This window comes from Falsiroseomonas sp. E2-1-a20 (assembly GCF_051433195.1).
Classification (GTDB): Bacteria; Pseudomonadota; Alphaproteobacteria; order Acetobacterales; family Acetobacteraceae; genus Falsiroseomonas.
Genome location: NZ_JBHMFT010000003.1, coordinates 254400 through 279063 on the forward strand (window position 1 = coordinate 254400; position 24664 = coordinate 279063).

The 24664-nt window shown below is 69.8% G+C and carries 22 protein-coding genes and 3 tRNA genes; 16 read left to right on the top strand and 9 right to left on the bottom strand.

The annotated features are described in order from the left end of the window. Positions 1 to 7: 7 nt before the first annotated feature. The 5 genes from ACFHPP_RS05775 to ACFHPP_RS05795 form a co-directional block, all read right to left on the bottom strand. On the bottom strand, positions 8 to 169 hold the full coding sequence (locus ACFHPP_RS05775; RefSeq protein WP_437162313.1) for a hypothetical protein: 162 nt from the start codon (positions 167 to 169) through the stop codon (positions 8 to 10). Between the two features lie 180 nt (positions 170 to 349). Beyond that, positions 350 to 1642 carry a hypothetical protein gene (locus ACFHPP_RS05780; RefSeq protein ID WP_437162314.1) on the bottom strand — a complete coding sequence of 431 codons (1293 nt, stop codon included), beginning with the start codon at positions 1640 to 1642 and terminating at the stop codon, positions 350 to 352. A 13-nt stretch (positions 1643 to 1655) separates the two neighbouring features. Beyond that, complete coding sequence (locus ACFHPP_RS05785; RefSeq protein ID WP_437162315.1) at positions 1656 to 2087, bottom strand: GNAT family N-acetyltransferase; 432 nt, start codon at positions 2085 to 2087, stop codon at positions 1656 to 1658. A gap of 328 nt (positions 2088 to 2415) precedes the next feature. Further along, positions 2416 to 3051 carry a ParA family partition ATPase gene (gene parA, locus ACFHPP_RS05790; RefSeq protein WP_437162316.1) on the bottom strand — a complete coding sequence of 212 codons (636 nt, stop codon included), beginning with the start codon at positions 3049 to 3051 and terminating at the stop codon, positions 2416 to 2418. 89 nt (positions 3052 to 3140) lie between these two features. Further along, positions 3141 to 3515: a hypothetical protein gene (locus tag ACFHPP_RS05795; RefSeq protein WP_437162317.1), complete on the bottom strand. Its 375-nt coding sequence runs from the start codon at positions 3513 to 3515 to the stop codon at positions 3141 to 3143. A gap of 66 nt (positions 3516 to 3581) precedes the next feature. Between ACFHPP_RS05795 and ACFHPP_RS05800 the strand changes: the two genes are divergently transcribed. From ACFHPP_RS05800 to ACFHPP_RS05810, 3 genes are read left to right on the top strand one after another with little or no spacing between them, the layout of a single operon-like run. Continuing rightward, positions 3582 to 5021 (top strand): NAD(P)H-hydrate dehydratase, encoded by a 1440-nt coding sequence (locus tag ACFHPP_RS05800; protein ID WP_437162318.1) that lies wholly within the window; start codon positions 3582 to 3584, stop codon positions 5019 to 5021. A gap of 21 nt (positions 5022 to 5042) precedes the next feature. Further along, positions 5043 to 6482, top strand: coding sequence for a malonyl-CoA decarboxylase (locus ACFHPP_RS05805; RefSeq protein ID WP_437162319.1), 1440 nt, complete (start codon positions 5043 to 5045; stop codon positions 6480 to 6482). 60 nt (positions 6483 to 6542) lie between these two features. Continuing rightward, on the top strand, positions 6543 to 7751 hold the full coding sequence (locus ACFHPP_RS05810; RefSeq protein WP_437162320.1) for an MFS transporter: 1209 nt from the start codon (positions 6543 to 6545) through the stop codon (positions 7749 to 7751). Here ACFHPP_RS05810 and ACFHPP_RS05815 read toward each other — a convergent pair. From ACFHPP_RS05815 to ACFHPP_RS05830, 4 genes are all read right to left on the bottom strand, one after another. Next, positions 7729 to 8199 (bottom strand): hypothetical protein, encoded by a 471-nt coding sequence (locus ACFHPP_RS05815; RefSeq protein WP_437162321.1) that lies wholly within the window; start codon positions 8197 to 8199, stop codon positions 7729 to 7731. The two genes, ACFHPP_RS05810 and ACFHPP_RS05815, sit on opposite strands and share 23 nt — an antisense overlap. A 96-nt stretch (positions 8200 to 8295) precedes the next feature. Then, positions 8296 to 9342: a sensor histidine kinase gene (locus ACFHPP_RS05820; RefSeq protein ID WP_437162322.1), complete on the bottom strand. Its 1047-nt coding sequence runs from the start codon at positions 9340 to 9342 to the stop codon at positions 8296 to 8298. Beyond that, the gene (locus tag ACFHPP_RS05825; protein WP_437162323.1) at positions 9339 to 9776 is read right to left on the bottom strand and encodes a response regulator; all 438 of its coding nucleotides are present in this window, start codon (positions 9774 to 9776) and stop codon (positions 9339 to 9341) included. The genes ACFHPP_RS05820 and ACFHPP_RS05825 overlap by 4 nt, the downstream gene beginning before the upstream one ends. Beyond that, positions 9773 to 11281 (bottom strand): sensor histidine kinase, encoded by a 1509-nt coding sequence (locus tag ACFHPP_RS05830; RefSeq protein WP_437162324.1) that lies wholly within the window; start codon positions 11279 to 11281, stop codon positions 9773 to 9775. Before ACFHPP_RS05830 ends, ACFHPP_RS05825 begins: the two co-directional genes overlap by 4 nt. Before the next feature lie 287 nt (positions 11282 to 11568). Between ACFHPP_RS05830 and ACFHPP_RS05835 the strand changes: the two genes are divergently transcribed. From ACFHPP_RS05835 to ACFHPP_RS05895, 13 genes are all read left to right on the top strand, one after another. Then, positions 11569 to 13980 (top strand): 1-deoxy-D-xylulose-5-phosphate synthase N-terminal domain-containing protein, encoded by a 2412-nt coding sequence (locus ACFHPP_RS05835; RefSeq protein WP_437162325.1) that lies wholly within the window; start codon positions 11569 to 11571, stop codon positions 13978 to 13980. Between the two features lie 49 nt (positions 13981 to 14029). Continuing rightward, a tRNA-Leu gene (locus ACFHPP_RS05840) sits at positions 14030 to 14110 on the top strand. A gap of 300 nt (positions 14111 to 14410) precedes the next feature. Continuing rightward, on the top strand, positions 14411 to 15748 hold the full coding sequence (tig, locus tag ACFHPP_RS05845) for a trigger factor (RefSeq protein ID WP_437162326.1): 1338 nt from the start codon (positions 14411 to 14413) through the stop codon (positions 15746 to 15748). Between the two features lie 249 nt (positions 15749 to 15997). Then, entirely contained in the window at positions 15998 to 16639 is a 642-nt protein-coding gene (clpP, locus tag ACFHPP_RS05850) for an ATP-dependent Clp endopeptidase proteolytic subunit ClpP (RefSeq protein WP_437162327.1), read from the top strand. Between the two features lie 142 nt (positions 16640 to 16781). Continuing rightward, a complete protein-coding gene (gene clpX / locus ACFHPP_RS05855) occupies positions 16782 to 18038 on the top strand; it encodes an ATP-dependent Clp protease ATP-binding subunit ClpX (RefSeq protein ID WP_437162328.1) in 1257 nt (418 codons plus the stop codon). A gap of 161 nt (positions 18039 to 18199) precedes the next feature. Further along, positions 18200 to 20617: an endopeptidase La gene (gene lon / locus ACFHPP_RS05860; protein WP_437162329.1), complete on the top strand. Its 2418-nt coding sequence runs from the start codon at positions 18200 to 18202 to the stop codon at positions 20615 to 20617. A 257-nt stretch (positions 20618 to 20874) separates the two neighbouring features. Further along, positions 20875 to 21147: an HU family DNA-binding protein gene (locus tag ACFHPP_RS05865; RefSeq protein ID WP_430670984.1), complete on the top strand. Its 273-nt coding sequence runs from the start codon at positions 20875 to 20877 to the stop codon at positions 21145 to 21147. 113 nt (positions 21148 to 21260) lie between these two features. Further along, a tRNA-Val gene (locus ACFHPP_RS05870) sits at positions 21261 to 21332 on the top strand. Positions 21333 to 21497: 165 nt separating this feature from the next. After that, entirely contained in the window at positions 21498 to 22304 is an 807-nt protein-coding gene (locus ACFHPP_RS05875) for a hypothetical protein (RefSeq protein WP_437162330.1), read from the top strand. Further along, positions 22301 to 23269, top strand: a complete 969-nt coding sequence (locus ACFHPP_RS05880; RefSeq protein WP_437162331.1) for a tetratricopeptide repeat protein — start codon at positions 22301 to 22303, stop codon at positions 23267 to 23269. The genes ACFHPP_RS05875 and ACFHPP_RS05880 overlap by 4 nt, the downstream gene beginning before the upstream one ends. A 61-nt stretch (positions 23270 to 23330) precedes the next feature. After that, a tRNA-Asp gene (locus tag ACFHPP_RS05885) sits at positions 23331 to 23407 on the top strand. Positions 23408 to 23691: 284 nt separating this feature from the next. Further along, a complete protein-coding gene (locus ACFHPP_RS05890; RefSeq protein ID WP_437162332.1) occupies positions 23692 to 24060 on the top strand; it encodes an NADH-quinone oxidoreductase subunit A in 369 nt (122 codons plus the stop codon). Between the two features lie 35 nt (positions 24061 to 24095). Further along, the gene (locus ACFHPP_RS05895; RefSeq protein WP_437162333.1) at positions 24096 to 24656 is read left to right on the top strand and encodes a NuoB/complex I 20 kDa subunit family protein; all 561 of its coding nucleotides are present in this window, start codon (positions 24096 to 24098) and stop codon (positions 24654 to 24656) included. Positions 24657 to 24664: the final 8 nt, after the last annotated feature.

Sequence of the window (24664 nt, forward strand, 5' to 3'; positions counted from 1 at the left end):
ACCGCGCTCAGTTGAATGCTAGCTCGAGCACGTACATCAGCAGGACGGAGACGACGGCCGCGCCGGCGATGCCGGGGAAGATCATCGGGTGCCGGTATTTCTGGATGTCGTGGTGGCGGTCGTCGCCGCGTTGGTCGGTGCGGTTGTGGGTCGTGGTGGTGTAGCTCATGGCATGTCCTCCTTCGCCAGGGGAAAACGCCACCTGCCGCCGCCGGGTTCAGGGCCGTTCCACGGGTGTTCCCAGGGCTGGAGCGTGATCGCCGAAGGCTGAAACGGCCGGAGGCGTGAATCACGCGAACAAACAGAAGGCTGGACCATGATCCGCGCTTCTATCAGCGCGGATCATGGTCTAGGCGGGGGTCAGCAGCCGTTCGACCTGCGCCGTCGCGGCGTGGCCAGGGTGGGCGCGGCGCAGCACGGCCAGATGCGCTTGCGCGCCCGCGCGATCGCCGGCCTTCAAGGCAGCCTCGGCCAGGTGCTGCTGTGCCATCGGATGATCCGGCACCGCCCGGATGGCCGCGCGCAAGGCCGCCATGGCCTGGGGCGCCTCGCCGAGCCGGGCGTGCAGCGCGCCGATCTGCGCCAGCTGGTTCGCCTCGCGCAGCGCGGCCGCGCGTAGGTCCCGCTCCAGCAGGATGCAGGCGGCCTCCAGCGCCGCCTCCGGATCAATGGATGGCGGGCTTGCCGGGGGCGGCGTGGCAGCCGGCTCGATCGGCTCGAACAGCGTCGGTTGGTCCGGGAACCAGCGGCGGCGCACCGCCTCGTTCACCTGGTCGAAGCGCGCCAGGAACGCCGCGGCCTCCGCCGGATGGGGCCGCCAGCCGCGGCCCGGCAGCGCCTCCGACGCCGCCTGGGTGAAGCGCCGCCACAGGGGCGATGCGGCGCTGAGCCCCTCGGCGGTGGCCTTGAGGTGCAGGCCCATGGCCCGCACCAGGTCGATGCCGCCCGGGGTGAGGGACAGGTTGGACTGCCGGTCCGGATCCCCCGCCGGCACCTGCAACGGCACCTCGGCCAGTGCCAGGAAATCGTCGACGGCGTCGCCGTTCAACAGCCGCGGGCGCTCGAAGATGCGGGGCAGCATGGCGTCCTCGCCGAACACCGCGGCCCAGTCGTCCAACTGCTTCGCATAATCGTAGTGCGGCAGCGTCTCCGGCCCGTGCCGCGGCAGCATGGGTGGGCCGACATGGGCGACGCGCAGCGCCTGGGTGTAGCCGCTGGCGGCGTGCTGGTCCTGGCGGCGCAGGTAGATCACCACGCGCATGCGGCCTACATGCGGGGCCAGCAGGTCGCGCAGCGCGGCGATGCGTTCGCGCGTATCCAGCAGCCCGCCGCACTGCTCGGCCGACAGGATGACGAGCCGCGTCGTCGCCGGCAGCCCCGCCATCTCGGCCTGGAACTCGCGACGGAAGCGGGCGAGCCGCGCTTCCGCGCCGATGCCGTCCCACAGCGCCGGGTTGAAGTGGCCGAGGCGCGACAGCGGCACCAGCGAAGCCGGCAGCATGCCGTGGTTGGCCCAGCCGGGGGAAGCCGGATAGCAGACACCGAGCCTGGCCAGCGCCGCCCGCCGCGCGCCGAGCACCCGCTGGATCGAGGAGGTGCCGGTCTTCGACTGGCCGATATGCAGGAGCAGGTCGGGCTTCATCAGGCGCCCCGCTTCAGAGGGTCTTCCGGAACCAGACGCGGGAATGGCCGGCCGGCATGCCGTCCAGCCGGCCGAACTCGACATAGCCGTTGCGCTGCCAGAAGCCGGGGTTCTGGAAGCTGAAGGTATCCGTATAGGCCTGCCCGCAGCCACGTTCCCGCGCGATGGCCTCAGCCCGCAGCAGCAGCTCCGTGCCGACGCCCTTGCCCCGCGACTCACGCGAAAGCCAGAGCCAGTCGACGAACAGCCAGCCCCAGAAGGTCATCCCGAGCAGTCCGCCGCGCGTGCCCCCATCGGAGCCGCGGGCCAGCAGGGTGACGGGTTCGCGGTCGTAGGGGCCGCCCATCTCCTGGTTGAAGGTGTGCAGGCCGCGCTGGATGGCGGCTACGGCGTCGAGCTCGGGGAAGGTGTCCTCCGAGATTTCGATCCCGGTGTCCGCGGCCATCCCACGCGGCGCGTCGCCGGGCGAACCTGGCGGACTCGCGGCCGCTGAAAGGCTTTTCGGCCGTGTCGTCCTGCCCTTCGCCGCCTTCGCCATGCCGTCGCGCCTCCTGTGCCGGGGCGGGAAGTGGCCACACCGCGCGGCGGCTGGAAAGGGGCGGCGCGCGCTCGGAGACCGTTTGAGAATGCCGGCGGCTGAGGATCCGCAGGGTATTTTGCGTCCCTGGCAGAAGGCGGACGCCGCCGATGCTGGTTGCAGCGGCAAGTTCGCCGACGCCCCAGGGGCGGACAAGACCCGCGGAGCCGACCCGTCCGGTGTTCCCAAACGGTCGCTAACCCTGCCGCAATGCCATCAATGCTTCGGCGAGCGCCCGCATCTCGGTCGCGGCGACGGATTTCGGCGCGGATTCGGTCACCCCGAGCCCGGCGGCGAAGGCCTGGGCGATCCCGGTGCGATTGCCGATGGAAGGGCTCAGCAGGGTCAGGTCGCGTCGCCCGAGCTCCGCCAGGATCTGCGCCAGCAGCCGGCCGCTGGCGGGCGCGCGGTTCAGCGCGATGGCCGTCGGCCGCTTTTCGCCACGTGCGAGGTCGAGCGTGGCGTCCATGGCCCAGAGATCGGCGGAGGAGGGCTGCAACGGCACCAGCACCAGGTCCGCGTTGCGGATGGCGATGCGGGCGTCGGTGTCGGCATGCGGCGGCGTATCCAGTAGCACGACATCCTGGCCACGCCGCAGCTTGTCCAGCGCCGCGGGCAGGCGCCATCCCGCTGGCGCGTCCAGGTGCAATGGCAGGGCGCGGGCGCCGGCCCGACTGCGCTCGTCGGCCCAGCGCGTCAGGGTCTGCTGCGGGTCCGTGTCCAGCAGGGCGACGCGCAGGCCCTGTCCGGCCAGCGCCGTCGCCAGGTTGGCACTGAGGGTGGATTTGCCGGCGCCGCCCTTGCGCTGCGCCACCGCCACGACGAAGGCCATGCCTGCGACTCCGCGAGAGAGTGAGCGCCAAGCCTAACAGCTTGCGGTGCGCCGGTCCCGGTCAGACGGTCCCGGTCAGGCGGTCCAGTTCAGCGGCGGTCGGGCGGTGCGGTGGTGGAGGCATCCGGCCTCGCGCCGGGGCGCGCCGGAATCGGGCTGTTGCCGAAATCCGTCATGCCCTCGCTGCGGTCGGGCCGCGTGGCACCGGGAACCGGCGGGGCCTGCAGGGTCTGGTGGCCGGGCGGCGGCTCGGTGCTCGGCGGCTGGGTGCGCGGCGTGCCGACGCCAATCGGCGGGCGTGCCGGGGCGGAGGGAGGACCGGCGCGGTCCCCCGGGACCTCCACGCGCGGCGGCTGCGAGCTGGCGGCGGGCTGCCGGTCGAGCTGACGGTCGAGTTGCTGCGCGGTGGCCTGGGCCGGTGGCAGCAACGCCAGGGCGGGGAGCAGGAGGAGTGCGGCTTTCATGAGCGTGTCAACGCCTGGCCTCGGTCCCGGGTTCGTTCGCGACGGGTGCTGCGATAGGCTGCGGCGATGCACGAATTGCTGACACCGCAGGAGATGACACGCGCCGATGCGGCGGCGATCGCGGCCGGCGTGCCGGGCTTGCGCCTGATGGAGGCGGCGGGCCGCGCGGTGGCGCGGGCGATCCTGCGCCGCTACCGGCCGCACCCGGTGCTGGTGCTGGCCGGGCCGGGCAACAATGGCGGCGACGGTTATGTGGTCGCGCGGCTGCTGGACCAGGCGGGCTGGGGCGTGCGGCTGGCCGCGCTGGCGCCATCTTCCAGCGGCGATGCCGCGGCCATGGCGGCGCGCTGGCGCGGCCCGGTGGTGGCGACCACCCCGGCGGAGGCGGCGCGCGCCGGGCTGGTGGTGGATGCGGTGTTCGGCGCCGGGCTGGCGCGCCCGGTGACGGGGCTGGTGGCGGAGGTTCTGGCGGCGGCGCGGGAGGTGGTGGCGGTGGACGTGCCTTCCGGCCTGGATGGCGCGACCGGCGCGGTGCGCGGCTTCGCACCAAGGGCGGTCCTGACGGTGACCTTCTTCCGGCTGAAGCCGGGCCACCTGCTGCTGCCCGGCCGTACGTTGTGCGGCGAGGTGGAGCTGGCCGATATCGGATTGCCCGCGTCCGTGCTGCCGGGCCTGGGCGTGCGGACCTTCCGCAACGGGCCGGCGCTGTGGCGGCTGCCGGTGCCGGGGGCCTCGGACCACAAATATGCGCGCGGGCATGTCGCGGTGCGGGCCGGTCCGGCGATGACGGGGGCCGCGCGGCTGGTCGCGGCGGCGGCGCGCCGGGTCGGGGCAGGGCTGCTGACCATCCTGGCGGCCGATGCGGCGACGGCCGCGGTGCTGCGCGGCGGCGATGCTGGGGTGATGGTGGCCGAGGGCGATGCGGCGCCGCTGCTGGCGGATGCGCGGATCGGCACCTGGGTCATCGGGCCTGGCCTGCCGCCGGATGCGGCCACGCTCCAGGCGCTGCGCGCGGCGGTGGCGGCGGGCCGGCAGGTGGTGGCGGATGCCGGAGCATTGCGCGCGGCGGCGGGCACGCCATCCGCGCTGGCCGGCTGCGCCGTGCTGACGCCCCATGCGGGAGAGTTCTCCGCGGTGTTCGGGCCGCCCGGGGAGGACCGGCTGGCGGCGGTGCGGGCGGCGGCGCGGGCGACCGGCGCGGTCATCATCCTGAAAGGTGCGGACAGTATCGTGGCGGCGCCGGATGGCCGTGCCGCGATCAACGCCAACGCGCCGCCCTGGCTGGCAACGGGTGGCACCGGGGATGTGCTGGCGGGCCTCGTCGCTGGCCTGCTCGCGCAGAGAATGCCGGCCTTCGAGGCTGCCTGCTGCGCCTGCCACCTGCATGGGGCGGCGGCGCAGCGGATCGGGCCGGGGCTGCTGGCGGAGGATCTGCCGGGTGCGATGCCGGCCGTGCTGGCGGCAATGTTGCTCGACGTTCCCAGAGGAGTCGGGCATGGTTCCTGAAATACGCTGAAAGGTTGCGTGATGTCGGACGTCGCCGCCCCGCCCGGATTCATCGACCGCGCGCTGCGGCGCGTCACCTCCCTGTGGCGGGACATCGCCTCCTCCGCGCCCGGCGAGGGCGAGGGCATTGCGACGCAGATGCGCGCCTGCCTGGATGCGCGCGGCGGCGAGGTCTCGGCACGCTCCCGCGCCGCGCGCCTGGCGCAGAGCTACCTGGCCGGCGACCATGCGCAGCGCGGCGAATTCCTGCGGGCGCTGGCCGGCTTCGACTCCGACATGCCGGCGGTTGCCAAGGCCTGGGAAGCCGTCGCGGCGGCGCAGGATACGGAGGCGCGGGCGACCGCCAAGGCCAAGCTGCGCCGGGTGCTGGAGCCGCCGCGCCTGCGGCTGCTGACGCAGTTCACCACCATCCCGGACGGCGTGAAGTTCCTCGTGGAGCTGCGCGCCGACCTGATGGCGCGGATGCGCGGCGACGCGATGCTGGAGGCGCTGGAGGCCGACCTGCGTGGCCTGCTGGCGAGCTGGTTCGATGTCGGCTTCCTGGAGCTGCGCCGCGTCGACTGGTCCTCCCCGGCCGAGCTGCTGGAGAAGCTGGTGCAGTACGAGGCGGTGCACCGCATCCGCAGCTGGCGCGACCTAAAGAACCGCCTGGATTCCGACCGCCGCTGCTACGCCTTCTTCCATCCGCGCATGCCGAACGAGCCGCTGATCTTCGTCGAGGTCGCGTTGGTCGAGGGCATGGCCGTCAACGTCCAGGCGCTGCTGGACGAGAAGGCGCCGCTGCTGGATGCGCGCGTCGCCGACACCGCGGTGTTCTATTCCATCAACAACTGCCAGCGTGGGCTGGATGGCATCTCCTTCGGCAACTTCCTGATCAAGCGGGTGGTGGAGCTGCTGTCCGTCGAATTCCGCAACCTGGACTGCTTCGCCACGCTGTCCCCCATCCCGGGCTTCCGCACCTGGCTGGAGGAACGGCTGGAGGCGGGCGACACGACGCTGTTGACGGAGGATGAGGCGACGGCACTGCGCACCGCCGCACCGCCCGACCTGGCGCTGGTGGCGCCCGGCGTGGAGGCCGGCAAGGGCGATGGCGAGACCGCCACCCAGACCCTGCGGCGGCTGATCGCCCGGCGCGGCTGGGCGCGGGTGGAGGCGACCTCGAAGGGGCTGGAGCCGATCCTGCTGCGCGCCGGCGCGCGCTACCTGCTGGCGGAATCGGGCCGCAATCCCAAGCGCGCGCGCGACCCGGTGGCGCATTTCCACCTGTCCAACGGGGCGCGGGTGGAGCGGCTGAACTGGCGCGGCGATACCTCGGAAAAGGGGTTCCGGGAATCCTGCGGGCTGATGGTGAACTACCGCTACGACCCGGAAAAGATCGAGGACTACCACGAGAGCTACGCCGGCGAGGGCAAGCGCGCCGCCTCCGCCGCCGTGCGCAAGCTGGCCAAGGGTTTCGTCTGATGGGTTGAGCGCGCCGCGCGCGGCTGCAAGGATCGGCGGCGGAAACGTCGGGACAGAGACTTGCAAGCGCGGACTGGGGTGCTGGGGGTGCCGGATTTCCGGCGCATCCTGCTGGTGGGGCTGCTGGTGTCCATCGCCCGCTGGCTGGAAATGCTGGTGATCGGCGTGGTGGTCTGGCAGCAGACGCACTCCGCCTTCCTGGTCGCCCTGATGACGCTGCTGCGGCTGCTGCCGATGGGGCTGTTCGGCGCCTTCCTCGGCGTCGCGGCGGACCGGGTGCAGCGACGCTCCGCGCTGATCCTGATGCTTTGGGTGCAGGCGGTGTCGGCGGCGGTGCTGGCGCTGCTGGCGTATGTCGGGATGCTGGCGGTGTGGCACCTGGCGGTGGCGAGCTTCGTCGCCGGCATCGTCTGGGGCGCCGACAATCCGGTGCGGCGGATGATGCTGGGCGAGGTCGTCGGCGCGCACCGCATGGCGACCGCGGTGTCCATGGATGTTGTCGCGAACAATGCCAGCCGCATCGCCGGCCCGGCGCTCGGCGGCACCATCCTGGCGGCGGCGGGCGTGGGCGCGCCCTTCGTGCTGTCGCTGGTGCTGTATGCGGCGGCGGTGGTGGCGGCGCTGCGGCTGGCGCATCGCAGTACGGTGCTGCCGCCGCGGGGCTCCGTGCTGCGGGAGATGCGGGACAGCTTCGGCCTGGTGCTGCGCACGCCGGGCATGGCCGGCGTGATGGTGGTGACGCTGATCTTCAACCTGTTCGGCTGGCCGGCCGGCAGCATGGTGCCGGTGATCGGGCAGGAGGATCTGCGGCTCGGCGCCGATGGCGTCGGGCTGCTGGCGGGAATGGATGGGCTCGGCGCGCTGATCGGCGCCGCGCTGCTGGTGCCGCTGGTGCGGCCGCGCTGGTACCGCGCGATCTATGCCGGAGGTGCCGCGATGTTCTGCGGAATGTATGTGGTCTTCGCGCTGGTCGGGCAGCCGGTGCCGGCAGCCGTCGCGCTGCTGCTGGTGGGCGTGGGCAGCGCCGGCTTCGCCTCCATGCAGGCGACGCTGGTCTACACCACCGCGCCGCCCGAACTGCGCAGCCGCGCGCTCGGCGTGCTGTCCGCCTGCATCGGGCTGGGGCTGCTGGGCTTCCTGCATCTCGGCCTGATGGCGAACTGGCTCGGCGCCGCCACCGCCACGGCGCTGATCGGGGTGGAGGGGCTGCTGGCGCTGGTGCTGACGCGGCGCTGGTGGCGCGAGCCTATTTCACCGCGAGATCGGTAAGCCGGCAGGTATCCACCTGGCGGCGTTCCTCCGCCCGGCCGTCGTTGAAGACGATCCGCAGGTCGTTGACGCAGGCGCCGCGCGGCAGGCCGATGACGAAGCGCTGGCCCGGCGGCACGACGGCGGTGCCCAGGCGGTCCGGCCCCCAGTTGTGATCGGTGCTGGGGGAGACATAGACCTCCCGGATCGTCTGGCTGCCGCCATTCACCAGGCGGAAGGACGGGTCGGGCGCGCGGCTGGTGGCGGGCGCCACGCCGGATTGGCGCTGCCGTTCCCACTGGCGCTGCTGCATGTGGCGCTGGAGCATGTGCTCGTTCATCGTGCCGAGCAGCGAGCCCTGCGGGTTGTTCCAGGTGGTGCCGCCGGGGCCGTTCGGCAGCCAGTACTGCTGGGAAGCGGCGGGGCCGGAGACCAGCAGGGCGAGGAGGGGGAGCGAGGCGAGGCGCATCGGCGACGGATCCTGTGGCGGGTGGCTTTGAGGGCCGCACCCTGCCAGGGCGATGTTGCGCCGCGACTTCATCAGCAGTGATACAAAGTTTCCTATTCAGGCGAGCGCGAAACGCACCGTGACCCGCGACCCCGGCCCCTCCGCGAATTCGACCAGCCCGCCGATGGTCGCGGCCATCGCATGGATGATCCGCCCGCCCAGCCCGGAGCCCGCCGAGCTTTCCGCCCCGGCGCCGCCGACGCCGTCATCCTCCACCCGCAGCACGCCGGCATCGCCGTGGCGTTCCAGGATCACCCGGATCGGTCCGCCTTCCGGCAATCCGGGATAGGCGTACTTCAGCGCATTGGTCACCAGCTCGGACACGATGACGCCCAGCGAGACCGCGCGATCGGGCGGCACGGTCAGCGGCGCGGCCGTGAAATCGATGCGCGCGGTCTCGACGCTGCGGCCGATCTCGGTGAGCAGGCCGCCGAGGTAGTCCGGCAGGGCCACGCTGCGCACATCGGCGGAGGTGTAGAGCCGGCGATGCACCTGGGCGACCGCCGCGATGCGGTTGCGGACGGAGGCCAGCGCCGCGCGCGCGCCCGGGTCGGCCAGCGCATTTTCCTGCAGGCGGGTGAGGGAGGCGATGATCTGCAGGCTGTTGGCGACGCGGTGGTTCACCTCCTGCAGCAGCAGGGCGCGGCTGGCGGCGAGTTCCTCCGCCCGGTCGCGCGCCTCGCGCACCTCGGCCTCGGCCTCGGCATGGCGGCGGCGCATGGCGGCGCGGTGGACAGCGCCCTCGATCGCGCGATGCAGCAGCAGCAGGAAGGATTCGCCCGGCGTCTTCACCACGAAATCCTCGGCCCCCGCGCGCAGCGCCGCCACGGCCACGCGGGTTTCGTCGGCACCCGTGACGAAGATGACGGGGGCGGGGTCCGGCAGGGCGCTGAGCGCGGCGAGCGTCTCCAGCCCATCCGCGCCCGGCATGTAGTGGTCGAGGCAGATGGCGCCGAAGCCGCCCTGGCGCGCCAGCGTGACGCCGGCATCGCCGTCATGCGCCGTGACGACCTGGTGGCCAAGACGGCCGAGCGCCCGCTGCACCAGGCGGCACAGCGCCTGGTCGTCGTCGATGTACAGGATGCGGGACGCCGGGTCGGTCATTGGGCTGTCGGCGGTACCTGGATGACGGCGAGGAACAGGCCGAGTTGGCGAACCGCGGAGGCGAAGGTCTCGTAGTTCACCGGCTTCGTGATGTAGACGGAACAGCCCAGCTCATAGCACCGGCGGATCTCGCGGTCGTCATCCGTGGTGGTCAGCACGATGACGGGGGCGAGGCGCAGCTCCGGGTCGGATTTCAGCCGGGCCAGGATGTCGATGCCGCTCATGTCCGGCAGGTTCAGGTCGAGCAGCACCAGCACCGGCGCGCCGGCCTGGCGCTGCGGGCCGAACAGGTGGTCCACCGCGGCATGGCCGGAAGCCAGGTGCAGCACCTCGTTGTAGACGCCGGCGCGCTTGAGGTTCTTCTCGATCAGGCGGGCGTGGCCGTCATCATCCTCGATCATGACGATGGTGACGGCCTGGGCGGAGACGTTCATGCCGGCTGGTCCTCGGTCTCAAGGGCGGGGTCGTGCGCGGGCAGCGCCTCGGGCAGCAGCAGGGTGAAGACGGAGCCCTCGCCGAGCTTGGACGTCAGCCGGATGTCGCCGCCCATGCGGCGGGCCAGCGCCCGTGTATGGGCAAGGCCGATGCCCTCGCCCTTCTGGTCCTGCGGGCCGGAGCGGCGGAACAGCTCGAATACCCGCTCATGGTCGCGCGCCGCGATGCCGCGGCCATTGTCGATCACGTCGATCGCGTGCATCCCGCCTTCGCGTCGCGCGCGGACCAGCACGCGGCCGGGTCGGGCCGGGTCCAGGTACTTCACGGCGTTGTCGAGCAGGTTGCCGATGATCTGTTCCAGCGCCAGCCGGTCCGTCCGCAACGTGGGGAAGGGTGGGGACAGGCGCAGCTCGGCGCCGGCGGCGTCGAACTGATGCTGCAGGCTGGAGGACAGGCTCTCCATCAGCGTGCCCACCTGCAACTGTTCCGCCGTCAACCGCCGGCGGCCTTCGCGGGACAATGCGAGGATGGCGCCGATCAGGCGGTCCATGCGATTGGTCGAGGAGCGGATGAAGCCGATCGCTTCCGGGATGTCCTCGGACACCGCATCGCGCACGTCCTGTGTGACCAATGCGGGGGCGTCGGCCTCGGCACGGGCCACCATCTCCCGCACCGTGCCGATGGCGGTCTCCAGCTCCTGCGTGAAGCCCATCACGTTCACCAGCGGGGCGCGCAGATCGTGCGAGACGATATAGGCGAAGCGCTGGATCTCCTCGTTCGCCGCGGTCAGCGATCCGGTGCGGGCGGTGACGCGCTGTTCCAGGCTGGCATTGGCGCGTTGCAGTTCGGCGCGCGCCTGCTCCAGGTCCTTCGTGTACTTCACCGCCAACCGGCTGATGCCGAAGCTCAGCAGCGCGATCAGCGCCAGGCCGCCGAGGGCGGCGAACAGGATCAGCCGGCCGGCGCGGTCCAGCTGCGCGCTGCGCGTGGCCTGCCGCTGGGTGCTGCGCGCCTCGACGCCCGCGATCTGCTGGCGGATCTCGTCCATCAGCACCTTGCCCTCGCCATCCCGAACCCGGGCAATGGCGGCACCGATATTGCCGGCCTCCGCCAGCGCCACCGCCTCCCGAAGTTCCGCCAGTTTCGCGTCGATGTGCAGGCGCAGCTCCTCGAGCCTGTCGGCCCGCCCGCCATCGGCAATCGCGCGCGATGCAAGTTCCCGCAATTCCCGCGACAAATCCGCCTGCGCCTGGTGGTAGGGCTCAAGGTAGTCGGGGTTGCCGGTCAGCAGGTAGCCGCGCTGCCCGGTCTCGGCGTCCTGCAGCGAGCCCAGCACGCCGGCGGTGGTCACGCGCAGCTGCTGGGTGGCGACCACGCCGTCCGTGTAGGCGCGCTGCTGCTGAACCATCCAGACGATGCCGATGCCGAGGGCGAGCAGGACAAGCAGGCCGAAGGCGGTCAGGCCGAGGGTGATGCGGCCGAACGCGGCCTGGGACCAGGTCATGCAACCATTTCAAATACGACGAAAACCGCAGGCCTGGATTGTCCAGCCCGGCGCTTGTTCCTAGCACAGGCGCGCTATTGTTGACGATATGTGCAGGCCGCTCAATTACCGGTGACGAACCGGGCCGCGTGACTTAGAGACCGTTTGAGAACACCGGGCGGGTCGGCTCCGCGGGTCTTCAGCCGCCGGCAATCTCAAACGGTCTCTTGGGCACACGTGGCGAGCCGCCTTCGCGTCACGGCACGGGCGGCCTATCCTGCCGCGGAGGACCGGAGGAGAAGGCGCAGATGACCGCGGAACGGCCGATCGGCAAGCCATCGCCAGGGGCGGACCGGGTGGAGGCGCGCGAGGACGCGCACCGCCTGCGGCTGCTGCATGCGCTGGAGCGCAAGCTGCTGTGGCTGTCCGCCTGGATGATCCACCATGCCAACCACATCCGCCCGAACCGGGACGGGCTGAAGGTCGGCGGGCACCAGGCCTCCTGCGCCTCCTCCGTCTCGATCCTGGCGGCGCTGTATTTCGAGATCCTGCGGCCGCAGGACCGCGTGGCGGTGAAGCCGCATGCCGGGCCGGTGTTCCACGCCATCAACCACCTGCTGGGGCGGCAGGACCGGGACAAGCTTTCGACCCTGCGGCAGTTCGGCGGCATCCAGCCCTATCCCTCCCGGGTCAAGGACGGGGCGGAGGTGGATTTCTCGACCGGCTCCGTCGGCCTCGGCGTGGCGCTGACCACCTTCGGCAGCCTGGTGCAGGACTACGTGAAGCTGCACGGGCTGGGGCGGCCGGAGATCGCGGCGGGTCGGCATGTGGCCATCGTCGGCGATGCCGAACTCGATGAGGGCAACATCTACGAGGCGCTGCTGGAGGGCTGGAAGCACGATGTCCGCAATGTCTGGTGGGTGGTCGACTACAACCGCCAGTCGCTCGACAGCGTGGTGCCGGACCGGCTGTTCGGGCGGATCGAGGGCCTGTTCCGCGACATGGGGTGGAACGTCGTCACCCTGAAATACGGCCGCCGCCTGGAAGCCGCTTTTGCGCGCACGGACGGCGAGGCGCTGCGGCGCTGGATCGATGACTGCCCGAACAGCCTCTATGCCGCGCTGACCTTCCAGGGCGGCGCCGCCTTCCGCCAGGCGCTGCTGGCGGAACTCGGCCGGGTGGAGGGCGTGCGGGCGATCATCGACCCGCTGACCGACGACGAACTCGCGGCGCTGATGACCAACCTCGGCGGCCACGACATCGAGACGCTGACCGAGGCCTTCCGGGTGGCGGCCACGGAGGGCGACCAGCCGACCTGCTTCATCGCCTACACCATCAAGGGCATGGGCCTGCCCTTCGCCGGGCACAAGGACAACCATGCCGGGCTGATGACGAAGGAGCAGATGGCGACCTTCCGGGACGCCATGGGCATCCGCGACGGGCATGAATGGGACCGGTTCGAGGGGCTGGAGGTCGGTCCTGCGGAACTCGAATCCTTCCTGGCCGGCATTCCCTTCGCCCAGGTGCTGGCGCCGGAAGGTCGCCGGCTTTCGGCCCCCACCGTGCCGGTGCCGGCCCTGTTGCCGGCGCCGCGGGTGCCGCCGGGGCGGATGATGTCGACCCAGGCCGCCTTCGGCGAAATCCTGGCCGAGATCGGCCGCGGGCAGGGGGAGAATGCCGCGCTGGCCGAGCGTATCGTCACCACCAGCCCGGATGTGACGGTTTCCACCAATCTCGGCCCCTGGGTGAACCGGCGCGGCATCTTCGACCGGCACCTCAAGAACGACGTGTTCCGGGATGCCAAGCTGGCGAGCGCCCAGCGCTGGGGCATGGGGCCGGAGGGGCAGCATATCGAACTCGGCATCGCCGAGCAGAATCTATTCCTGCTGTTGGGCGCCCTCGGGTTGTCCCATTCGCTGTACGGGGCGCGGCTGCTGCCGGTGGGGACGGTCTACGATCCCTTCGTCAATCGCGGCCTCGATGCGATGATCTATGGCTGCTACCAGGATGCGCGTTTTCTCCTGGTTTCAACGCCTTCCGGGCTGACCCTCGCTCCGGAAGGGGGCCAGCACCAGTCGGTGAACACGCCGTTGATCGGCATCGCCCAGGACCGGCTGGTGGCCTACGAGCCGGCCTATGCCGACGAACTCGCCATCCTGATGCGCTTCGCCTTCGAGCACATGCAGAAGCCCGATGGCAGCGCCGTCTGGCTGCGGCTTTCGACCCGTGCACTGGCGCAGCCCGACCGCCGGCTGGACCCGGCCGGCGTGATCGCCGGCGGCTACTGGGTGGTCCCGCCGGGGCCGGGCGCGAGCCTCGCCATCGCTTACCAGGGCCCGGTGGCGCCCGAGGTGCTGGAGGCCTTTGCGGCGGTGCGCGAGGACCTGCCGGATGCCGGCCTGCTGGCCGTGACCAGCCCGGACCGGCTGCAGGCCGGCTGGCTGGAGGCGCGGCGCGGTGCGCGCAACAACACCGCCGCAGCGCCCTCCGCCATCGAGGCGCTGCTGGCGCCGCTCGACCGCGACGCGGCGCTGGTGACGATCCTGGACGGCCATCCGGCGGCGCATGCCTGGCTCGGCGCGGTGCGCGGACAGCGCGTGGTGCCGCTGGGGGTGGACCGCTTCGGCCAGGCGGGCGACCTGCCGGACCTGTATGCGGAATACGGGCTGGATGCATCGGCCATCGTCGATGCCTGCGCCGCGGCGGTGCTGGGGCGCTAGCCGCTGTGGGCTTGGCCTCGGGGGGGCGGACGCGATAGACGGGCAGGGCGCGGGCGTGGTGGAACGGTAGACACGCTGGTTTTAGGTACCAGTGGCGCAAGCCATGGGGGTTCGAGTCCCTCCGCCCGCATAATTCTAGCCCTCAAGCGGCGGGCGGCGGCTCCGCCGCCTTGCCTGGCGCGCCGATGCACGGGTGCGCCTGCTGGGATGGTTGTCTGGGCGCGGCGGCCGTTCGGCCGCTCGCCCGGCCGGGCCAGGCGCCAGCGTGGGTGGTTTGGCCAGCGTGGGTGGTTCGGGTGGTGCGATTTGGGCTTTCGGGCCGTCAGGCATTGCCCCCGGCCCGGTTGGGCGGTAACGGGGCGGGCCTCAGAGCGTATCGCGCCCGCCGGGGTGTTCCCGCGCGCGCCCCTGTCGATAAAGAAGGTTCACCATGCAGGTCACCGAGCTTCCCGCAGAGGGGCTGAAAAGGGCGTTCACGGTCGTGGTCCCGGCCGCGAGCCTGGCCGAGAAGCGCGAGAAGCGCCTGAAGGAACTCGGCGCCGACATGCGCCTGCCTGGCTTCCGCCCCGGCAAGGTGCCGGTGGCCGTCGTCAAGCAGCGCTACGGCACCGCCGTGGCTGGCGAGGTGCTGGAGCAGTCCGTCGATGACGCGACGCGCCAGGTGATCGCGGACCGGGGCCTGCGGCCGGCGATGCAGCCGAAGATCGAGCTGGTGAACTACAGCGAGGGTGCCGACCTCGAATACAAGATCGACCTGGAACTGCTGCCCGAGATCCCGATGCCCGACTTCGCCGGCATCGCGCTGGACCGGCAGAAGGCGACGCCCGGCGACGCCGAGATCGACGCCTTCCTGGCGACCATGGCGACCCGCCTGGCGACGCTGGAGGACGTGGCCGAGCCCCGCCCGGCCGCCAAGGGCGAGATGCTGGTCTGCGACTTCGAGGGCCGGCTGAAGCAGGAGGATGGCAGCCTCGGCGAGCCCTTCCCGGGCGGCACCGCGACGGACACGCCGATCGAGGTGGCCGGCGACGGCTTCATCCCCGGCTTCACCGAGCAGCTGGAAGGCATGACCCCGGGCGAGCAGAAGGACATCAATGTCAGCTTCCCGGCCCAGTACGGCTCCGCCGCGCTCGCCGGCAAGGATGCGGTCTTCGCCATCAACGCCAAGGCCTTGAAGACCAAGGTGCTGCCGGCGATGGACGACGAGTTCGCCAAGCGCCTGGGCCTCGATGACATCGCCACGCTGCGCGCCAAGGTGGCCGAGAACCTGCAGGCCGAATACGACGCCATGGCGCGGATGAAGGTGAAGCGCGCCCTGCTGGACGCGCTGGCCGAGCGCGCCACCTTCGAGGTGCCGGCCGGCATGGTCGAGGGCGAGTTCGCCCAGATCTGGCAGCGGGTCGAGGCCGACCTGAAGGAAGGCAAGCTCGACGCCGACGACCAGGGCAAGGACGAGGACACGCTGAAGACGGAATACCGCGCCATCGCGGAGCGCCGCATCCGGCTCGGCCTGCTGCTGTCCGAGATCGGGCGGACCAACAACATCCAGGTGACGAACGACGAACTCGGCGCCGCGATGCGCCAGGAAGCCGCGCGCTACCAGGGCCAGGAAAAGCAGGTCCTGGAGTATTTCCGCAAGAATCCGCAGGCGGTCGACAATCTGCGCGCGCCGATCTTCGAGGAGAAGGTCGTCGACTTCGTGCTGGAACTGGCCCAGGTGACCGAGATTCCCACGGCGCCGACGGATTTGTCCGCCGAGCCGGCCTGAGGCTTTCCGGCCGGGGCATGTTGCAAGGGGCGGCGCCGGAAGGCCCGCCCCGCTTGCTTTTCCGGGACAGGCGCCCGATTTCGGGAGTGGGCCCGGAGAAGGGCATGGATGGTTGAAGAAGGGGGGCTTTGCGGGCCGCTCCGGTTTGCCCATCTTAAACGGAATGGCAGAGATTCGCTGCCAAGGTGGGGTGCGCCCCGCCAGGGATTGCGCCCGCGCCGGCAACGGCAGGGCATGAAAGGGACGACCATGCGTGACCGCGATCCGGTCGAGATCTACAACAACCTCGTGCCGATGGTCGTCGAACAGACGGCGCGGGGCGAGCGGGCCTACGACATCTATTCGCGCCTGCTGAAGGAGCGGATCATCTTCCTGACCGGCCCGATCTTCGACCAGGTGGCCTCGCTGATCTGCGCCCAGTTGCTGTTCCTGGAGAGCGAGAATCCGAACAAGGAAATCGCCTTCTACATCAACAGCCCGGGCGGCGTGGTGACGGCCGGCCTCGCGATGTACGATACCATGCAGTACATCCGCAGCCCGGTCTCGACCGTCTGCGTCGGCATGGCGGCCTCCGCCGGCTCGCTGCTGCTGACGGCAGGCGCCAAGGGCAAGCGCTTCGCCCTGCCGAACAGCATGGTGATGATCCACCAGCCCTCCGGTGGCGCCCAGGGCCAGGCGACGGATATCGAGATCCAGGCGCGGGAGATCATCAAGACCCGCGCCCGGCTGAACCAGATCTACGTCCACCACACCGGCCAGCCGCTCGAGGAGATCGAGCGGAAGATGGAGCGCGACACCTACCTCTCGGCCGAGGAGGCCCGCGATTTCGGGCTGATCGACCAGGTGGTGGAACAGCGCCCGCTGCCGCCGGCCGACCCGGTGAAGATCTGAGCGGGATGACGGGGGTGGGTGGCCCTTCCCCCCACCCGCTTGTGCGGCTACATTCACATGTTTCCCGCCCCCCAGTGGGGGGGCCGGTGTCCCGAGCCGCCAGCCTGCATGGCGGCCGTGGCCTGAGGTTTTCGGAGCGCGCATGAGCAAGTCCGGCGACTCGAAGAATACCCTGTACTGCTCGTTCTGCGGCAAATCGCAGCACGAGGTCCGGAAGCTTATTGCCGGGCCGACCGTGTTCATCTGCGACGAATGCGTCGAGCTTTGCATGGACATCATCCGCGAGGAGCACAAGACGCACCTCGTCAAGTCCCGCGATGGCGTCCCGACGCCGCGCGAGATCTGCAAGGTGCTGGATGACTACGTGATCGGGCAGGACCACGCGAAGAAGGTCCTGAGCGTCGCGGTCCACAATCATTACAAGCGCCTGGCGCATGGCGCGAAGACCGGCGAGGTCGAGATCGCCAAGTCCAACATCATGCTGGTCGGCCCCACCGGGTCGGGCAAGACGCTGCTGGCGCAGACCCTGGCCCGCATCCTCGACGTGCCCTTCACCATGGCGGATGCGACCACGCTGACCGAGGCCGGCTATGTCGGCGAGGATGTCGAGAACATCATCCTCAAGCTGCTGCAGGCGGCCGACTACAACGTGGAGCGCGCCCAGCGCGGCATCGTCTACATCGACGAGGTCGACAAGATTTCGCGCAAGTCGGACAACCCCAGCATCACCCGGGACGTGTCCGGCGAAGGCGTGCAGCAAGCCCTGCTCAAGATCATGGAGGGCACCGTGGCCTCCGTGCCGCCGCAGGGCGGGCGCAAGCATCCGCAGCAGGAATTCCTGCAGGTGGACACGACCAACATCCTGTTCATCTGCGGCGGCGCCTTCGCAGGCCTGGAAAAGATCATCGGCGCCCGCGGCAAGGGCTCCGGCATCGGCTTCGGGTCGGAGGTACGGGCCCCGGATGAGCGGCGGACAGGTGCGATCCTCAAGGAAGTCGAGCCTGAGGACCTGCTGAAGTTCGGGCTGATCCCGGAATTCATTGGCCGCCTGCCGGTGGTGGCGACGCTGGAGGACCTGGATGAGAAGGCGCTCATCGAGATCCTGACCAAGCCGAAGAACGCCCTGGTGAAGCAGTACCAGCGGCTGTTCGAGATGGAGGGGGCGAAGCTCACCTTCACCGAGGACGCCATGAAGTCCGTGGCGACGCGGGCCATCCAGCGGCGTACCGGGGCCCGCGGACTGCGCTCCATCATGGAGGCGATCCTGCTGACCACGATGTTCGACCTGCCCGGCCTCGAGGATATCGAGGAGGTGGTGGTGAACCGCGAAGTGGCGGAAGGGCGCGCCAGCCCACTCTATATCTATGGCGAGAGGCCGGCGGAGCAGTCCGCCGGCTGAGGCTCCCGCGTCCTTCCCACCGTGTCTTGCGGCGGTGGGAGGGGGGACCCATCTGATTTGACAATCCCGTGGCGTCGGGGGCCGTGCCGATAACCAGGCCTCCCTTGGTGGGACCGGGCTGGGGGCGGCTTCCGCGCCGATCGTCCAAAGCGAGGTCCGATATGGCGGCCAATCCCACTGAACCCGTGCGCGGCGAGCTTCTTCCGGTTCTGCCCCTGCGCGACATCGTCGTTTTCCCCCACATGATCGTGCCGCTGTTCGTCGGACGCGAGAAATCCGTCCGCGCGCTGGAAGCGGTGATGCGTGACGACAAGCAGATCCTGCTCGTCGCGCAGAAGAACGCGGCGCAGGACGACCCGGGCTCCGACGATCTGTACCAGGTCGGCACGGTCTCCACGGTGCTGCAACTGCTGAAGCTGCCGGACGGCACCGTGAAGGTGCTGGTCGAGGGCGGCCGGCGCGCCAAGGTCGTCGCCTACAAGGGCACCGAGCCGTTCTTCGAGGCGTTTTCCGAGACGGCGGAGGAACCCAAGGTCGAGGGGCGTGAGCTGGAGGCGCTGGCGCGCACCGTGGTCGCGCAGTTCGAGCAGTACATCAAGCTGAACAAGAAGATTGCGCCCGAGGTCCTGGTCTCGATCAACCAGATCGAGGAGCCGGCGAAGCTCGCCGATACCGTCGCCAGCCACCTGAACCTGAAGATCGCCGAGAAGCAGGAGCTTCTGGAGATCGAGGGTGTCGGGCCGCGGCTGGAACGCGTCTTCGCCCACATGGAGTCGGAGATCGGCGTCCTGCAGGTGGAGAAGCGCATCCGCTCGCGCGTCAAGCGGCAGATGGAGAAGACGCAGCGCGAGTACTACCTGAACGAGCAGCTCAAGGCGATCCAGAAGGAGCTCGGCGAGGGCGAGGAAGGCAAGGACGAATCGGCGGAGCTGGAGGCCAAGATCAAGGCCACCAAGCTGACCAAGGAAGCCCGCGAGAAGGCGATGGCGGAGCTGAAGAAGCTCAAGACCATGTCGCCGATGAGCGCCGAGGCGACCGTCGTCCGCAACTACCTCGACTGGATGCTGAGCATTCCGTGGAAGAAGAAGACCAAGATCCGCAACGACATCGTCGCGGCGGAGAAGGTGCTGGACGCCGACCACTACGGCCTTGAGAAGATCAAGGAGCGGATCATCGAATACCTGGCGGTGCAGACCCGCAGCCCGAAGATCCGTGGCCCGATCCTGTGCCTGGTCGGCCCGCCCGGCGTCGGCAAGACCTCGCTCGGCAAGTCCATCGCCAAGTCCACGGGCCGCAACTTCGTGCGCATGTCGCTCGGTGGCGTGCGGGACGAGGCGGAGGTGCGCGGCCACCGGCGGACCTATATCGGCTCCATGCCCGGCAAGGTGTTGCAGGGGATGAAGAAGGCTAAATCCTCCAACCCGTTGTTCCTGCTGGACGAGATCGACAAGCTGGGCGCCGACTGGCGCGGCGACCCGTCCTCAGCGCTGCTGGAGGTGCTGGACCCGGAGCAGAACTCGACCTTCAACGACCACTATCTGGAGGTCGACTACGACCTGTCGGACGTGATGTTCGTGACCACGGCCAACAGCCTGCGCATGCCGCAGCCGCTGCTGGACCGCATGGAGATCATCCGCATCCCCGGCTACACCGAGGATGAGAAGGTCGAGATCGCCAAGCGCCACCTGATCCCGAAGGTCAGCGAGGCCAATGGCTTGAAGGCCGGTGAGTGGAGCATCTCGGACGAGGCGCTGCGCGACCTGGTGCGCTACCACACGCGGGAAGCGGGGGTGCGCAACCTGGAGCGTGAGCTGGCCGGCATCGCCCGCAAGGCGGTGAAGGAAATCGTCTCGAAGAAGTCGAAGAAGGTGGCGGTTAACGTCAAGAACCTCGACAAATTCGCCGGTGTCCGGAAGTTCCGCTACGGCGAGGCCGAGGCCGAGGACATGGTGGGCGTCGTCACCGGCCTGGCCTGGACCGAGGTGGGCGGCGAGATCCTCACCATCGAATCGGTGGTGCTGCCGGGCAAGGGTGCGGTGAAGACCACCGGCAAGCTGGGCGACGTGATGCAGGAAAGCGTCAGTGCGGCGCTCTCCTATGTCCGCAGCCGCTCGATCAACTTCGGCATCAAGCCGACGGTGTTCGAGAAGCGGGACATCCACGTGCACGTGCCGGAAGGCGCGACGCCGAAGGACGGGCCTTCCGCCGGTGTCGCGATGGCGACCAGCATCGTCTCCGTCCTCACCGGCATTCCGGTGCGGCGGGATATCGCGATGACGGGCGAGATCACGCTGCGCGGGCGCATCCTGCCGATCGGCGGCCTGAAGGAGAAGCTGCTGGCGGCGCTGCGCGCCGGCGTCACCACGGTGTTCATCCCGAAGGAGAACGAGAAGGACCTGGCGGAGATTCCGGACAACGTGAAGAAGAGCCTCACCATCCTGGCGGTCAGCCATGCGGATGAGGTGATTTCCCAGGCGCTGGCCCGGAAGCCGGAGGCGATCACCTGGGAGGAGCCGGCGGAGCCAGCAGCACCAGCCGGTGGCGGCACCGGGGATGGAGCTGCCGTACGCCCACATTGATTTTGATGATCTCGGCGTGAGCGAAGGGGTGTCGGCCGGATGGGCCGGCACCCCTTCTTCATGGGAAACAACGGCTTCGGGATGCCGCCTGTGCGGCGGCAGCGGCCTGAGCTGGAAACCCGGTGCCAGGCCGCTGCAATTCGGGGCGGGCGGCGTTGACTGCGCCGAAATGCGCCTCCTAGTGTGCCGCCATGCGGGGCGAGATTCGGACCCGTTCCATGATGCCAGTTGACCAGGAACCTGAAGGGGGGTCCGACATGAACAAGCAGGATTTGGTTGCCGTCGTTGCCGAGGCCGCCGATATTCCGAAGGCCAAGGCGGGCGACGTGCTCGACGCGGTCTTCGATGCGATCCAGGGGGCGCTGAAGAAGCAGGCGGAAGTCCGGCTTGTCGGGTTCGGGACCTTCAGCACGTCCAAGCGCAAGGCCGGCAAGGGCCGCAACCCGCGCACGGGGGAGGAGATCGAGATCCCGGCCTCCACGACCGTGCGGTTCAAGGCCGGCAAGGGGCTGAAGGACGCGGTGACCTGACCGCTCGGCTGCTTTGCGTGGTTCCTGAAGGCCAGCTCCCGTCCGGGCGCGGGCCTTTTTCAGTTCCAGGGCTTGGCAGGTGCAGGTCGGGCGGCGTAGGTCCGCCTGGCGCAGGGCGCTTAGCTCAGCGGTAGAGCGCCTGTCTTACACACAGGTGGTCGGCGGTTCGATCCCGTCAGCGCCCATTCCCGCGCCTTGTTCCGGATCATTTCACAGCGCTTTTCAGAACGAAGCCGCTTCTGTTAGCCTCGGCCGCCGCCCGCGCCCAGCGCAGGGACTTCGCCCGACCAGGCTTTGAACAGCAAGTGGAGTGTGCAGTGACCCGACTTGGATCGCGCCCCAGCAGCGCCATGCTTCTTCTTTCGATGTTCGCCCTGGGGGGCTGCGTGCAGGGCGTCACGCAGGGAACGGGAGGCGGCCCGGTGTCCGGCTCCGTCGGTGGCTCGACCAGCGTCGGCGCGAATTCGGGGCTGGAGCGCTGCCCGGAGACCATGGGCACCCTCGCCGTCGATGACGGTCGCCAGCAGGCGTGGTGGGGCCCCTTCACCCAGGCGACGCAGATCACCACGATCGAGCCGATGGTCCGCATCGTCGCGCAGCAGTCCAACTGCTTCATCATCACCTCGATCGGCAACGAGCGACTTGATTCGCGGATGTCGAACATCACCGCGCGCCAGCGGTCCGGCGAATTCCGCGCGGGCTCCAACCAGCAGCGCGGCCAGCGGGTGGCAGCCGACTACTACCTGGAACCCGCCATCCTGTTCGCTGGCGCCAATACCGGCGGCCTCGCCGGCAGCCTGGGCGGCTTCGGGGGCGGCTGGGGCCAGCTCGCGGCTGGCGTGGCCGGCGCCGCGATGCGGACCAGCTCGACCAGCGTCACCATGTCCCTGTTCGATATCCGCAGCGGCGTGCAGATCGCAGCCTCGGAAGGCAGCTCCACGACCAACGACCTGTCGGGCGGGCTGGCCGGGCTGGGGCTCGGGTCGGGTGGCGGCATGGGCGGTACGCTCGCTGCCTATCAGCGCACGCCGCAGGGCCAGGCGACGCTCGCGGCCTTCGTCGATTCCTACAACAAGCTCGTGATCGCCGTGCGCAACTACCAGGCGCAGGAGGTCCGCGGCGGCTCGGGGACGGGTGGCCGGCTGCGGGTGCGATGAACCGCGCGCCCCAACTCGCCCTGGCCCTGCTTCTGGCCGGCTGCGTGCAGCAGGCCCCGCAGACCGGGGGCGGATTCGGGCCGGAGGTCCAGGTCTGTCGTGCCGGCGAGGCATGCCGGGTGGTGCCGACGGCGCAGCTTCGCGACGCGACGCCGCAGGAGGATCGACGTGGCACCCGCCAGGCCGATCCTGACCTGTATCGGGGGGAGGACCTCGGCGCGTTGCAGGCCGCCGCTGCCTCGGGGGATGTCCGTGCCGCCTACCTGCTGGGTCAGGTGCACGAATTCGGCTTGGGCGGGCGGGCGCGGCGGGGCGCGGAGGCGGCGCGGTGGTACGGGCAGGCGGCGGACCAGGGCCACTCCTGGGCGCAGTTCCGCCTGGCCCAGATGCTCGAATCGGGCGCCGCCGGGCGGCGGGACCGCGCCGCTGCCGTCCGGCTCACCGTGGCGGCGGCCGAGGGCGGCGTGGCGCAGGCAGCGCACAACCTCGGGATGATGCACCGGTCCGGCAGCGGCGTGACCCAGGACGCGAGGGAGGCGGCACGCTGGCTGACCGTGGCCGCCGAGAACGGCGTGCCGGAGGCGCAGTACAATCTCGGCCTGATGTATTTCCGCGGCGATGGCGTGCCGCGCCAGTTGTACGACGCGCTGAGCTGGATGCGGCAGGCAGCCCAGGGCGGTTATCCGCCGGCCCAGAAAGCGGTCGGGCGGCTGTACATGACCGGCCTCGACACGATGGGGCAGGACCTGACGGAGGCCCGAAGCTGGCTGAGCCTCGCAGCCTCCCGCGGCGACCGGGAGGCGCAAGGCTGGCTGCGACAGATCGAACGCGAGGAACGCGAGGAGGCGGCGTTCCAGCGCCAGTTGCAGATGCAGGCGGCGGAGACGCAGGCGCTCTGGGCCTCCGTCGCCCTGGCGGCGTTCCTGATGCCACCGCCGGTGACCTACGTAGTGCGCGTCTGGTGATAATGCCGCGGGGCGGTTGACAGGCGCCGACCGCGCCCGTATTCCGGCCTCCTGTTCGCGGGCGGGTGTAGCTCAGTTGGTTAGAGCGCCGGCCTGTCACGCCGGAGGTCGCGGGTTCGAGCCCCGTCACTCGCGCCACGCGAACAGATTTTTCAGCATGTTGGACAGGATCAGGGTCTTCGCCGTCACGGCGCGGGCCCCATATCCTTTTCACGCCCTTGGCGTCGTCGTTGCGGATGTCAATGCTTCCATCACGCAGTGAGGCTATGGCGGAGCGGGCGCTGCGGGGCTAATCTGCGCTGCGCTGCAACGCGAATGGGTTGGGCCTGCGGGATTGGCGCAGATAAGCCCTGCCTTTGCGCGCAGATCGAACTTCCCGGCCCTTGCAGGGCGGCCGGACAGCAAGGACAGCCGAGGCACCAATGACCGAGCCGCTGCTGGCAGAGTATTTCCCGATCCTGGTGTTCCTGGGGATCGCCGCCGTCATCGCCAGCGCGATGGTGGGCGGGGCGTTGCTGGCCGCGAAGCAGAAGCCCTATGCCGAGAAGCTCTCGGCCTATGAGTGCGGCTTCGAGCCCTTCGACGACACGCGCCGCAAATTCGACGTCCGGTTCTACCTGGTCGCCATCCTGTTCATCATCTTCGATCTCGAAGTGGCGTTCCTGTTCCCCTGGGCGGTGACGCTGGGCGAGATCGGCTGGTTCGGCTTCCTGTCGATGATGGGCTTCCTGGGCGTGCTGACGGTCGGGTTCATCTACGAGTGGCGCAAGGGTGCGCTGGACTGGGAATGAAGCCTGGGGCGCCGGCGGGGCGCCCGGAGGATGGCATGAGCGTTTCGAGCACGAGTGACATCGCCTGGAACCGGGAGGCACTGCCGCCGGGGCCGGTGCAGGATTCGGTGGTGAAGGGCATCACCGGCGAGATCGAGGAAAAAGGCTTCGTCATCGCCAACCTCGACAAGGTGGTGAACTGGGCGCGCACGGGCAGCCTGTGGCCGATGACCTTCGGCCTGGCCTGCTGCGCGGTGCCGATGATCCACGCCTACATGGCGCGCTATGACCTGGACCGATTCGGCATCATCCCGCGCGGTTCGCCGCGGCAGAGCGACGTGATGATCGTGGCCGGCACGCTGACCAACAAGATGGCGCCCGCGCTGCGCAAGGTCTACGACCAGATGAGCGAGCCGCGCTGGGTCATCTCCATGGGTTCCTGCGCCAATGGCGGCGGGTACTACCACTACAGCTACAGCGTCGTGCGCGGCTGCGACCGGATCGTGCCGGTGGACGTGTATGTGCCGGGCTGCCCGCCGACGGCGGAGGCGCTGGTCTACGGAATCCTGCAGTTGCAGAAGAAAATCCGCAGGACGGGGAGCATTCTCCGTGGCTGACCTGCAGG

Coding starts and splice junctions, on each gene's coding strand:
- ACFHPP_RS05795 (WP_437162317.1), bottom strand. CDS start 3,515: ATGAAAGCCGCACTCCTCCTGCTCCCCGCCCTGGCGTTGCTGCCACCG.
- clpP (WP_437162327.1), top strand. CDS start 15,998: ATGCGTGACCGCGATCCGGTCGAGATCTACAACAACCTCGTGCCGATG.
- ACFHPP_RS05800 (WP_437162318.1), top strand. CDS start 3,582: ATGCACGAATTGCTGACACCGCAGGAGATGACACGCGCCGATGCGGCG.
- lon (WP_437162329.1), top strand. CDS start 18,200: ATGGCGGCCAATCCCACTGAACCCGTGCGCGGCGAGCTTCTTCCGGTT.
- ACFHPP_RS05880 (WP_437162331.1), top strand. CDS start 22,301: ATGAACCGCGCGCCCCAACTCGCCCTGGCCCTGCTTCTGGCCGGCTGC.
- ACFHPP_RS05825 (WP_437162323.1), bottom strand. CDS start 9,776: ATGAACGTCTCCGCCCAGGCCGTCACCATCGTCATGATCGAGGATGAT.
- ACFHPP_RS05775 (WP_437162313.1), bottom strand. CDS start 169: ATGAGCTACACCACCACGACCCACAACCGCACCGACCAACGCGGCGAC.
- ACFHPP_RS05805 (WP_437162319.1), top strand. CDS start 5,043: ATGTCGGACGTCGCCGCCCCGCCCGGATTCATCGACCGCGCGCTGCGG.
- ACFHPP_RS05895 (WP_437162333.1), top strand. CDS start 24,096: ATGAGCGTTTCGAGCACGAGTGACATCGCCTGGAACCGGGAGGCACTG.
- ACFHPP_RS05830 (WP_437162324.1), bottom strand. CDS start 11,281: ATGACCTGGTCCCAGGCCGCGTTCGGCCGCATCACCCTCGGCCTGACC.
- parA (WP_437162316.1), bottom strand. CDS start 3,051: ATGGCCTTCGTCGTGGCGGTGGCGCAGCGCAAGGGCGGCGCCGGCAAA.
- ACFHPP_RS05835 (WP_437162325.1), top strand. CDS start 11,569: ATGACCGCGGAACGGCCGATCGGCAAGCCATCGCCAGGGGCGGACCGG.
- ACFHPP_RS05785 (WP_437162315.1), bottom strand. CDS start 2,087: ATGGCCGCGGACACCGGGATCGAAATCTCGGAGGACACCTTCCCCGAG.
- ACFHPP_RS05875 (WP_437162330.1), top strand. CDS start 21,498: ATGCTTCTTCTTTCGATGTTCGCCCTGGGGGGCTGCGTGCAGGGCGTC.
- ACFHPP_RS05865 (WP_430670984.1), top strand. CDS start 20,875: ATGAACAAGCAGGATTTGGTTGCCGTCGTTGCCGAGGCCGCCGATATT.
- tig (WP_437162326.1), top strand. CDS start 14,411: ATGCAGGTCACCGAGCTTCCCGCAGAGGGGCTGAAAAGGGCGTTCACG.
- clpX (WP_437162328.1), top strand. CDS start 16,782: ATGAGCAAGTCCGGCGACTCGAAGAATACCCTGTACTGCTCGTTCTGC.
- ACFHPP_RS05890 (WP_437162332.1), top strand. CDS start 23,692: ATGACCGAGCCGCTGCTGGCAGAGTATTTCCCGATCCTGGTGTTCCTG.
- ACFHPP_RS05820 (WP_437162322.1), bottom strand. CDS start 9,342: ATGACCGACCCGGCGTCCCGCATCCTGTACATCGACGACGACCAGGCG.
- ACFHPP_RS05780 (WP_437162314.1), bottom strand. CDS start 1,642: ATGAAGCCCGACCTGCTCCTGCATATCGGCCAGTCGAAGACCGGCACC.
- ACFHPP_RS05815 (WP_437162321.1), bottom strand. CDS start 8,199: ATGCGCCTCGCCTCGCTCCCCCTCCTCGCCCTGCTGGTCTCCGGCCCC.